An 11,248-nucleotide genomic window follows, 5' to 3' on the forward strand; every position below is an offset into this window, starting at 1 on the left:
CTTGCTTTTAGATGCTTTTAAGTTCAGGAAAATTGTGTGAACAAATAAATGATCAAAATTTAATTAGCACACATACTAAAATGTTTTATTGTTAGTTATTGGCTTATACGCGTAAACTAAATGAGGCTAACTGCTGTCATCTCTTTAATCCTATTTACATCCATCGAGTCATCGGCGCAAAACGCCTATGTTAAAATGGGGCAGCAGGCGTTTTTGGATGGCAACTTTAAAGCCGCTGTAAAACAGCTTGAAAAGGGCTGTATGATAGATTCTACCAACGCCAATGCCTATTGGATGCTGGGTTACTCCTATTATCACAGCCAAAACTACCGCAAATCTATCACATCGTACGACAAGGTAATTTTCATTAACCCTACGGATGCATCGGCATATTACTACCGGGCACGTGCCAAAGGTTACATGGGTAAGGATACCTACCTGTCTCCGGCCGAGCGTGAAAAATATTTGTTAGGTGCCATCTTTGACCTTACCAAGGCCATTGCCATAGATCCCTCCGAAAAAGGCAAATGCCTGCAAACACGTGGTATTGCTTACCGCGAGTATGCTGAATTTAAGCTGCAGCCAAATACCCACAGCTATGACAAGCCGAGAGCCATCAATTCTTTAAAAGCCTCTATAGCGGACCTGGAAAAAGTGATAAATGACAACCCTAATCGGGCAGATATCGCTACGCTGATAGAGCTGTCTAAAGAGAAATTGGCAACCGCCGTTGGCCATCACTAAAAATCACCCTTTACCCGGTAATCATTAGCGCCCATTACTTTAACCTGCTGCTTTTTATCGATTGAATAATATTGACCGGGCAGGTAAACGAGCCTTTCTGAGGTGTTGTAAAGAAAATTGTGCGTATTGTTAACAATGGTAACCGCCGTTATTTTATCGCCCTGCTTTTTTATTACGATCTGGCGCGTTTTTAATTCAGGGTCTTTAGCAGTATAAACCGTGCTATCAGCATCATTTTTTATTGTATAGCTATTGCGCCATGCGGGTTTGTTGATATCGCTTTCTGCAAAAAGATTAAGTTCCTGCTGCCAGGATTTAACGTGCACTTTTTTGCTTTCGCTTGTGCCATTGTGCGAAACAGACTTAGTTACTTCGGGGTCAAGTTTCACAAGCCGGGTGGCTTCCTGGTTAAAATAGCCTTTAATATCAAAGTATTTAAGCTCGGCACCGGTCTCTTTAATTTCCGGCTTGTTACAGGCGTAGCCACTGCCCAAAAGCAGCAGCACGCTTGTATTTAATATCGTTTTTCTGACGGCTTTATACCAATACATTACCGGTCATTTCTGCAGGGATAGGTACGCCTAAAAGCGTAAGTACGGTTGGGGCTATATCGCCTAACTTACCATCTTTTACCTGCTTTACATCGTTATCTATCACTATACATGGTACCAGGTTGGTGGTATGTGCCGTGTTAGGCGAACCATCTTCGTTTATCATATAATCGGCATTACCATGGTCGGCAATGATGATGAACGAATAACCGGTTTTTAAACCCGCTTCAACTACGGCCTGTGCGCAGGCATCGGCTGTTTCGGCAGCTTTTACCACGGCTTCAAAAACACCTGTGTGGCCCACCATATCTGTATTGGCGAAGTTTAAGCATACAAAATCAGGCCAGCCTTGCTCCAGTTCGGGGATGATGGCATCACGTATACCCTCTGCACTCATCTCGGGCTGCAGATCATAAGTTGCCACTTTAGGCGATGGCACTAATAAACGCTTCTCACCCTCAAATTCCTTTTCACGCCCTCCTGAGAAGAAGAACGTTACGTGCGGATATTTCTCTGTTTCGGCAATGCGGATCTGCTTTTTGCCTGCACTTTCTAATACCTCACCTAATGTTTTGCTTAGGTCATCCTTACGGAAAACCACCTGTACGTTTTTAAACGTCTCATCGTACGAGGTCATGGTAACGTATTGGATATCCAGCGGCTTCATATCATACTCCGGGAACTCCCTTTGTGTAAGTGCCTGTGATATCTCCCTGCCCCTATCGGTACGGAAGTTAAAGCAGATCACCACGTCGCCGTCTTTGATAACAGCTACAGGCTCGCCATCCTCATCAACCTTTACAATAGGTTTGATAAACTCGTCAGTAACACCTTCGGCGTAAGATTTTTCTATCGAAGCTAAAATATCGTTGGTTGGTGCGCCCTCGCCTTTAACCATCAGGTCATAGGCCAGTTTAACTCGCTCCCAGCGATTATCGCGGTCCATTGCATAATATCTTCCAACTGCCGATGCCAACCGTGCAGGCGAATCGGCAATATGGTGCTCCAGGTCGGTAATAAACTTTAATCCGGAGTTAGGGTCGGTATCACGGCCATCCAAAAAGGCGTGGATAAACACCCGTTCCAGGTTCAACGCTTTGGTAGCATCAGTCAAACCTTTTAAGTGATTGATGTGCGCATGTACACCGCCATCACTCACCAGGCCTATAAAGTGCAGGTCTTTATCATTTTCCTGCGCATATTTGAAAGCGTTAAGGATGGTCTCGTTCTGCACAAACTCGTTGTCCAGCACCGCTTTGTTGATACGGCCAAGCTCCTGGTAAACAACACGGCCTGCACCCAGGTTCATGTGGCCTACTTCAGAGTTACCCATCTGCCCTTCCGGCAAACCTACTGCCAGGCCCGATGCTTCTAACTTAGAGTTTGGATATTTAACAAGCGCCTGATCAAAGAACGGCGTGTTTGCGGCTACTATGGCGTTTGAGGCATCGTTACGACCGTAACCCCAGCCATCAAGTATAATTAATACAACTTTTTTATTATCTTCCACAATGCAAATATAAAAGCAACGTTTAAACATTAAACTTAAACATCACCTTTTTTATTGGCGGTGCAACCTTTTAGTGTTTTCAATGTCTAAATAGATCAAATGAAATTACGAAACCTGCCATTACTTACCCTCTTGTTCCTGCTGCCCGCAGCAGTGAAGGCAGGCCCCATTGAAAAAATAGCCGAATTGATTAAACAGGGTAACGCCCATGAAATAGCCACTTATTTTGCTGGCAGTGTTGATGTCACCATCGCAAACGAAGCGGGTGTTTACTCAAAGGCGCAGGCGGAGATCATGCTGGATAAGTTCTTTAAAGACAACAAGGCCCATACTATTAAACTGGTGCACAAGCTTGTGTCAAACGCCAATTATAACTATGCCGTGCTTATACTTAGTACCGATAAAGGCAAATACCGCATAGCTTACACGCTTAAAGAGAACGCTAAAGTGATGGAAATCATTGAGATGCGTATTGAAGCCGAAAAAACCTAATTAATTGCTGATTGTTTTTACTTTTGAAACGCTAAAAAGTAAAAAGTTTGGACAAGGAAATTATACACAAATTTATTGTAAATGCCTTAAGCGAAGATGTTGGCGATGGCGACCATACGTCACTTGCTACCATTGAGGCAGGTACACAGGGTAAAGCTAAGTTATTAGTAAAGGATACCGGTATACTGGCCGGTGTTGAACTTGCCGAAGAGATTTTCCGCGAGGTGGACGCTAACCTTAAACTGAATATTTTTTTAAGAGATGGTGCCGAGGTAAAACCAAAAGACGTCGCGTTAGAAGTTGAGGGCGATGCCCAAAGCATTTTAAAAGCCGAGCGACTGGTGCTTAACTGCATGCAGCGTATGAGCGGTATTGCCACTCGTACCCACGACATTGTGAAGCTTTTGGAAGGCACCAATGCCAAAGTACTGGATACGCGCAAAACTACTCCTGGCTTGCGTTATTTGGAGAAATGGGCTGTGCGCATAGGTGGCGGTGTAAACCATCGCATTGGCTTGTACGATATGATCCTGATCAAAGACAACCACGTGGATTATTCCGGCGGTATACGCCAGGCTATAGAGAATGCCAACAGGTACCTGCAGCAGACCGGCCGTAAGCTTGCTATTGAGATTGAGGTGCGTAACCTTGACGAATTAGAACAAGTGCTGCAAACCGGCAATGTAAACCGAATAATGCTGGATAACTTTGATTTTGATACCCTTCGCCAGGCCATCAGCATGATCAACGGGCGATACATCACAGAAGCATCAGGCGGTATCACTATTGACAATATCCGTGATTATGCAGATTGCGGTGTGGATTACATATCGGTTGGCGCGTTAACACATTCTGTAAAAAGTTTAGATCTGAGTCTTAAAGCTGTTTAAATTTCGCTGTAGTAATCTTTTTAAGGGCAGTTTTAAGAAACATCAGTAACATTATAATAACTATATTGCAGTTATTAAGGGCAAATTAATATTATTGTAGGCAGATGCTATCAATCTACTCGATTTCGGCGCTTATTCTTGCTTATCTATTCGGTTCTATACCAACAGCAGTTTGGATAGGCCAGGCCTTTTACAATATCGATGTAAGGGAATATGGCAGCGGTAACGCCGGTGCTACCAATACTTTTAGGGTGCTGGGGAAAAAAGCCGGGATCCCGGTAATGCTGTTAGATATACTAAAAGGCTGGACGGCCACTAACCTTGCCTACATTGTTGGCGTTGGTACAACAGGTGCTTTTCATTCCGTTGCATTTACCAATCTGCAGCTTGCGCTGGGCGTAGCAGCAGTTATGGGCCATTTGTTCCCGGTGTTTGCCGGTTTTAGAGGCGGCAAAGGTATCGCAACACTTTTTGGAATGATATTGGCTATTAACCTGCCGGCCGCTTTACTCTGCGTATCCGTATTTATTGTAACATTGCTAATAACACGTTATGTGTCGTTATCATCTATATTGGCAGGTTTTATCTATCCCATCGGTGTAACATTTATTTTTCCGGTGTATGTAAAATCGGTCATAATATATGGTATGTGCATATTTATACTGGTATTAGTAACACATCAAAAGAATATTGAGCGCTTATTAAAGGGTAAAGAGTCAAAAGTTAACTTATTTAAGAAAAAAACAGCCTGACACCCTATGAAAAATCTAAAACTCACACTCGCCGCAGCCATCACAGCTGTAGGCCTCTACGCTTGTTCAACAGTTCCGTTAACAGGTCGTTCACAATTAAGCCTGGTAAGCGATAGCGAGGTAAACCCTGCAGCCGCAGCCAGTTACAGGCAATTATTGTCTGATCCCAAAACCAAAGTAGTTAGCTCCGGCTCTGATGCCCAAAGAGTAAAAGCTATAGGCGGCAGGTTGGCCAACGCCATTGAGCGCTATTTGCAGCAGAACGGTTATGCCGATAAATACCAGTTTGCTTGGGAATTTAACCTGATACAAAGCCCCGAAGTTAATGCCTGGTGTATGCCCGGCGGTAAAGTGGCCGTTTACAGCGGTATATTACCTGTAACCCGCACCGATGCAGGTTTAGCGGTAGTTATGGGCCACGAGATAGGCCACGCCATTGCACGCCACTCTGCTGAGCGTTTATCGCAGCAGTTAGCCTTACAAACCGGCGGTGCAGTAGTTGGTGCAGCAACAGGTAATCAATCATCAACCACACAAACAGCCATCAATACCTTGTATGGTGTTGGCGGACAATTAGCTTTATTGAAATACTCACGCGCACAAGAGTCTGAAGCCGATCGCCTCGGCCTTACCTTTATGGCTATGGCGGGTTACAACCCTAATGAAGCTGTAGCTTTTTGGCAACGTATGGCAGCCCAAAGCAAAGGTGGCGCACAACCCGAGTTTTTGAGCACCCACCCTTCTGATGCTACCCGTATTGCCAATATACAACGGTTAATTCCGGAAGCTATGAAATATTACAAACCATAATTTATAATATTTAATATATCAAATAACAAGGCCGCGAAGTATGAACTTTGCGGCCTTTGTGTTTAATATCCCAACCTTCATTTGTACTAATGAGAAAGTCCCGATCAACCGCTCTCCTTCGGATAAGAGTTTAGCGAGAGGCTTTTAAAACACTAATCCATTAAACAGGTTAATAACTGATATGGCATCTGATTCACGTTTTCTTACTGCTGAATGGCGAAACCTCATTATGCTGAATTATGAGGTTGATCCTGCCATTTTAAAACCTTACCTACCTGCTTACACCGAGATAGACCTTTGGGAAGGCAAATGCCTGGTGAGCATGGTAGGTTTTATGTTTAAAGAAACACGTGTATTGGGCATTAAATGGCCCTGGCATGTAAACTTTGAGGAGGTTAACCTGCGTTTTTACGTGCGGCATTATGATGGCAAGCAATGGAAGCGCGGGACGGTTTTCGTGAGCGAAATTGTTCCTAAAAACATGATCGTAATTATCGCTAACAATCTTTATAAAGAACATTACCGCGCATTGCCTATGCGGCATTCAGTTACCAAGGCCGGGCCGGATCACACCAACTTTCTTTACGAGTGGAAACTAAACGGGCAATGGAATAAAATAGGTGCTACAGTGCGCAACAGTTTAAAGCCCATATTACCCGGCAGTGCGGAAGAATTTATTTTTGAGCACTATTGGGGTTACAATAAGCTAAGCTATACCAAAACCATGCAGTACCAGGTTGAACACATCCGGTGGCAGGTAGCAGAAGTGCGCGATTTTGTTTTTGAAGCTAACATCAAAGAATTATACGGCGAAGCATTTGTGCCATATCTAAACGCGGAGCCGTTCTCCGCTTTTTGGGCCAACGGCTCAGAGGTTGCTGTAAAAGTAGCAGATAAGTTGTTTTTTGCGCCGGTGTTGCCAGATTGATGGTAACATGAAATGTGAGTCAGAGCTTGTCGAAGACTATCAAGTGACGAGTGGTTCAACAACATAACTCGATTGATCTAACGATTCCCAAGCACCTCAAATATTGCTTTTGCTTTTAACATGCACTCGTCGTATTCCTTTTCAGCATCGGCGTGGTAGGTTATTGCACTGCCTACATGGAAAGATAAGTATTGCCCGGCAGCGTTATATAGCAACGTGCGTATCACTACGTTAAAATCAAAATTCCCGTCGGGACTAAAATAACCAATAGCGCCGGAATAAACGCCGCGCTTGCTGCGTTCATAACGTTCCATCAATTGCATGGCGCTCACTTTAGGGGCACCCGTCATGCTGCCCATCGGGAAGGTGTTTTTAATAGCCTGAATATCGCTTACATCGTCCCGCTTTTCGCATATTACGGTTGATACCATTTGATGTACCTGTGCAAAGCTTTGTATTCCATAAAGCTCTTCGGCCTTGACGGTTCCTTCTTTGGCCGAACGGGTAAGATCGTTACGGACCAGATCCACAATCATTACGTTTTCCTGTAACTCCTTGGGGTGATTGCGGAGTTCTTCTATCAGGCTTTGGTCAACCAGCGCATCCTCATCACGCCGGGCAGTACCCTTGATGGGTTGTGATATCAGTTTGTTGCCGCGTTTGGCTAAAAACCGCTCCGGCGACGCACACATCACATAATTATCGCCCCATTTAAAAAAGGTTGAAAATGGCGTTGGCGAAACTGCTTTCAATTTATCATAAACAGCCAGGGGATCAATTACAGCTTCTTGGGAGTAAAACTCCTGGCAAAAATTAGTTACGTAAATATCACCGCGCGCAATATGCTGCTTTATCTGCTCTACCGATTCTATATATTCGTTTTTGGAAAAGCGTGGTTTGAAATTAATGGATTGCTGATGTTTGGTATGTACGAGTTCGAATCTCGTTCCGGACACAAACAGCTCAGCCACATCTCCGCCTTCAACCGTAACCTCGTCACCCTTAATTAAGATGATTATCTCCGGAACGAAAAAAAACAGGTCAGGAAAGTTCAGATGATCCGGATTATTTGAGTTGAGCGCTTCTATTTCATTTTTAAGGTCATAGCCAAAAAAGCCCATCAGCCAGCCGGGATTAGCGGCTTTAAAAGCTTCCAACTGCGCAAAGGAATCACCAGCACTCGCTTTCAGGTGCGCTTTAGCCCCGACAGCGATCAAAGTATCAAATTTGCCATACGCATCACTAAACTGGTGGCTATCCATATAGCAGCAGGTATCAAAACCCGCAGCCCATTGCAGGGCTTTCTGTTTAAACGAAGCGATATCGGCAACCTTAGTCATCAGCCAGCAAAAATAGTTAAGCAATGGTGAATGCGGCGTGTTGGTTGGCGTTTATTTTATGATTTTGTGATAATGTAGAGTCAGTCTGAGCTTGTCTAAGATCTGTCAGAGCGATGAGTGGTTCGACACGTTCACCATGACCAACGGAAACAAAAAATCCCTCTCCGCAAACGCGAAGAGGGATCGTATATTTATTCCCCTTTAGGGGGATAGGAGGCATTACATGTAAGCTCTCTGGTTGTTACCTTCCATCCAGTTAACAAAGGCACGGTTAACTACCTTGTTACCACCAGGGGTTGGGTAATCGCCGCTAAAGTACCAGTCGCCCAGGTGATCAGGACAGGCTTTGTGCAGGTTATCTAAAGTTTGGTAAAGCACATGCACTTCGGCTTTTATATTTGCCGGGGTAATGATCCTGGCAATGCGGTCTGATATTTCCTGATCGGCAAAGGGTGCGTAAATAGCCTTCACGTAATTTTCTACGTCTTCTTTAGGCAGGTCACCGCTTGCTTTACACTTGTTGTAAACATCAATGATAACATCTTCCTTGCCCTGTTCTTTTAACAGGCTGATAGCCGCTTCAAAGGCAACGAACTCGCCCATGCGCGACATATCTATACCATAACAATCCGGGTAACGGATCTGTGGTGCAGATGAAACCACCACTACCTTTTTAGGGCCAAGGCGGTCTAATATCTTCAGGATACTTTGCTTTAAAGTGGTACCCCGTACAATAGAATCGTCAAGTACAACCAGCGTATCTGCATCACGTTTTATTAAACCGTAGGTGGTATCATAAACGTGTGCAACCATTTCGCTGCGGTCGGCATCCTGGGTAATAAAGGTGCGAAGCTTAACATCCTTAATGGCTATCTTTTCTACACGTGGTGCAAGTGCCAAAACCTCTGTTAACTCTTCTTCGCTAATTTTATCGTCCCTATTCAGGAGCCTGTCGCGCTGATATTTTTTTATGTATTTGTGTATGCCTTCAACCATCCCGTAGAACGCTACTTCGGCAGTGTTGGGGATATATGAGAATACCGTATTTTTTACATCATTATTCACTACATCCAATATCTGCGGACATAGCAAACGGCCCAGTTGCTTACGCTCGCGGTAAATTGAACTATCGCTGCCGCGCGAGAAATAGATACGCTCAAACGAACATGACTTTTTCTCTTTAGGTTCGCTAAACTGGTCTTCGGTTACTACACCGTTCTTTTTAACGATCAGCGCATGGCCGGGTTTGATTTCCTTAATTGCCTCAACCGGGATATTGAAAGCAGTTTGTAAAGCAGGGCGTTCTGAAGCCGCAACTACGATCTCATCATTCTGGAAATAATATGCCGGGCGGATACCTGCCGGGTCGCGCATTACAAATGCATCCCCATGGCCCATGATACCCACAATGGTATAACCACCATCCCAGTTTTTGGCAGACTTTGTTAATATTTTGGCAACGTCAAGATCATTCGCTATCATTTTACTGATCTCGCGGTTATCATTCATGCCCTCGCGTTTGTACTGATCGAACAAGCCCTGGTTCTCGGTGTCCAAAAAATGGCCTATCTTTTCCAAAACGGTAACGGTATCAGCCTTCTCTTTCGGGTGCTGGCCAAGCTCGTAAAGTTGTTGCAGCAGCTCGTCAACATTGGTCATGTTAAAGTTACCGGCAATAACCAGGTTACGGGTCATCCAGTTGTTCTGGCGCAGAAAAGGGTGGCAGCTCTCAATACTGTTTTTACCGTGTGTACCATAACGCAAATGGCCCAATAACACTTCGCCGGTAAAGCTTACGTGCTCTTTGAGCCATTCGGTATCAGCCATTTTTTCAGGCATCTCCTTCTGTATATCGGCAAACTTCTTCTGTATGTATTCAAAGATGTCGGCCACAGCGTTTGATGCCATCGATCGGTGTCGGCTTATATAGCGTTTACCAGGCTCTATATCCAGTTTAATGGTAGCAACGCCCGCACCGTCTTGCCCGCGGTTGTGCTGTTTTTCCATTAAGAGGTAAAGCTTGTTTAATCCGTACAGCGCAGTGCCGTACTTTTTCTGATAATAAGAGAGTGGCTTTAGTAAGCGGATAAATGCCACACCGCATTCATGTTTAATCTGATCGCTCATGATTGGGGATGAGCACGCAAATTTACTACTTTAATTTAAATTGTGTTTAAACGCATGTCATTAAATGGTACTTTTTTTACTCACCCCCTACCCCTCTCTGCTTCGCAAAGAGGGGTATTTTCCATATTGCATTAGTGTAGCTTACCCTCTTTCCGCGTAGCGAAGAGAGGGTCGACAGCGCATCTGGATAGCTATCGGGACGGGGTGAGTAAAATGGGCGTTGCCTGCGGCCCGCGCTATCCGCTCATACGCCTGCAGGCATTAGGCTCATGGCCGGTATCCGCTGCTATCGCTAACGCATTTGGTCTAAACTAGAATTTAGGACCTTAAAAAATAATGCCCGATATCTTAGATGGTCATCAATCATAGGCTTGCGTTAATTTTGACTTTGCGTGATTTATGAATACATTTAAGTGCAATATGATTTAATTAACCTTGTCAGCTTACATGCGTTATCTCTTTACCCTGCTTTCGTTAATTCTGTTATTAAACTGCAAAATCACAATCGGTCAACATGTAGATTGCGATAAGACTAAAATCAGTAATTCCGATAAATTCTTATTGAATGAGTTTTGGAAAAAATTCACTCTTGCGATAAATGCAAAAAACAAAGCGGAGCTTTCAACATTGATCAAGTTTCCTTTTACCTGCGATTACTGTGAAATTAAGACCGTTAATAAGACAAATGGCCTTTATTTAAAAGTTACCAAGAAGCTTTTTTATCAGTCTCAATACAAAATATTTTTGGATCCCAAACTTCAAAAAATCGTCAATAAAGAGAACATCCTCGATATTTTGAGCGTCACTTCAGAAAACAATCATTGCCATTATGACTTCTCTTATGTGTCCATAAAACAATCAAAAGACTGGGAAGGACAACAACATTTCTTTTCTCTAAAAAAAGTAAACGGTAAATTTGTTATTACCAGCGCCTGGACAATCCCTTAGCTCTAAACACATGGTGACAAAATTCTGTCAGCGTGTCTTGTCCTGAAATAGGTTTACACAAAAAAGTAAACGATGAACAGTATAAAAGAGTTATTGATAAGGCATGACCGCGAGTTGGGCGGATTAAGTTTTCGTAGCTTAGCAAGCAAACACGGG

Annotated in this window: 11 protein-coding genes; 7 read left to right on the forward strand and 4 right to left on the reverse strand. The window is 43.9% G+C overall.

Annotated features, from left to right (window positions below; all coding sequences use genetic code 11):
- Positions 1-120: 120 nt before the first annotated feature.
- Positions 121-744, forward strand: a complete 624-nt coding sequence (locus FPZ42_RS18740) for a tetratricopeptide repeat protein (protein ID WP_146273402.1) — start codon at positions 121-123, stop codon at positions 742-744.
- Here the strand turns inward: FPZ42_RS18740 and FPZ42_RS18745 are convergent.
- Positions 741-1,295, reverse strand: a complete 555-nt coding sequence (locus FPZ42_RS18745) for a hypothetical protein (protein WP_146273403.1) — start codon at positions 1,293-1,295, stop codon at positions 741-743. The genes FPZ42_RS18740 and FPZ42_RS18745 overlap by 4 nt on opposite strands.
- Positions 1,282-2,835 carry a 2,3-bisphosphoglycerate-independent phosphoglycerate mutase gene (gene gpmI, locus FPZ42_RS18750; RefSeq protein ID WP_146273404.1) on the reverse strand — a complete coding sequence of 518 codons (1,554 nt, stop codon included), beginning with the start codon at positions 2,833-2,835 and terminating at the stop codon, positions 1,282-1,284. The genes FPZ42_RS18745 and gpmI overlap by 14 nt, the downstream gene beginning before the upstream one ends.
- 69 nt (positions 2,836-2,904) lie before the next feature.
- Here gpmI and FPZ42_RS18755 point away from each other — a divergent pair, with 69 nt between their 5' ends.
- The 5 genes from FPZ42_RS18755 to FPZ42_RS18775 all read left to right on the forward strand — a co-directional run bounded on the left by FPZ42_RS18755 (position 2,905) and on the right by FPZ42_RS18775 (position 6,677).
- Entirely contained in the window at positions 2,905-3,297 is a 393-nt protein-coding gene (locus tag FPZ42_RS18755; protein ID WP_146273405.1) for a DUF4783 domain-containing protein, read from the forward strand.
- 47 nt (positions 3,298-3,344) lie between these two features.
- Positions 3,345-4,187, forward strand: a complete 843-nt coding sequence (gene nadC, locus FPZ42_RS18760) for a carboxylating nicotinate-nucleotide diphosphorylase (protein WP_146273406.1) — start codon at positions 3,345-3,347, stop codon at positions 4,185-4,187.
- 104 nt (positions 4,188-4,291) lie between these two features.
- Positions 4,292-4,939, forward strand: a complete 648-nt coding sequence (gene plsY / locus FPZ42_RS18765) for a glycerol-3-phosphate 1-O-acyltransferase PlsY (protein WP_146273407.1) — start codon at positions 4,292-4,294, stop codon at positions 4,937-4,939.
- A gap of 6 nt (positions 4,940-4,945) precedes the next feature.
- Entirely contained in the window at positions 4,946-5,749 is an 804-nt protein-coding gene (locus tag FPZ42_RS18770; RefSeq protein WP_146273408.1) for a M48 family metallopeptidase, read from the forward strand.
- A gap of 181 nt (positions 5,750-5,930) precedes the next feature.
- Positions 5,931-6,677 (forward strand): YqjF family protein, encoded by a 747-nt coding sequence (locus FPZ42_RS18775; protein WP_146273409.1) that lies wholly within the window; start codon positions 5,931-5,933, stop codon positions 6,675-6,677.
- Positions 6,678-6,754: 77 nt separating this feature from the next.
- On the opposite strand, the gene FPZ42_RS18780 is transcribed toward FPZ42_RS18775, so the two are convergent.
- Together FPZ42_RS18780 and FPZ42_RS18785 are read right to left on the reverse strand one after the other, a co-directional pair.
- The gene (locus FPZ42_RS18780) at positions 6,755-8,017 is read right to left on the reverse strand and encodes an anthranilate synthase component I family protein (protein ID WP_146273410.1); all 1,263 of its coding nucleotides are present in this window, start codon (positions 8,015-8,017) and stop codon (positions 6,755-6,757) included.
- 219 nt (positions 8,018-8,236) lie between these two features.
- Positions 8,237-10,144 (reverse strand): amidophosphoribosyltransferase, encoded by a 1,908-nt coding sequence (locus FPZ42_RS18785; protein ID WP_146273411.1) that lies wholly within the window; start codon positions 10,142-10,144, stop codon positions 8,237-8,239.
- A gap of 447 nt (positions 10,145-10,591) precedes the next feature.
- Here FPZ42_RS18785 and FPZ42_RS18790 point away from each other — a divergent pair, with 447 nt between their 5' ends.
- Positions 10,592-11,092: a hypothetical protein gene (locus FPZ42_RS18790; protein WP_186458832.1), complete on the forward strand. Its 501-nt coding sequence runs from the start codon at positions 10,592-10,594 to the stop codon at positions 11,090-11,092.
- The last annotated feature ends 156 nt before the right edge of the window (positions 11,093-11,248 follow it).

Source organism: Mucilaginibacter achroorhodeus (assembly GCF_007846095.1).
GTDB classification, from domain to species: Bacteria; Bacteroidota; Bacteroidia; order Sphingobacteriales; family Sphingobacteriaceae; genus Mucilaginibacter; species Mucilaginibacter achroorhodeus.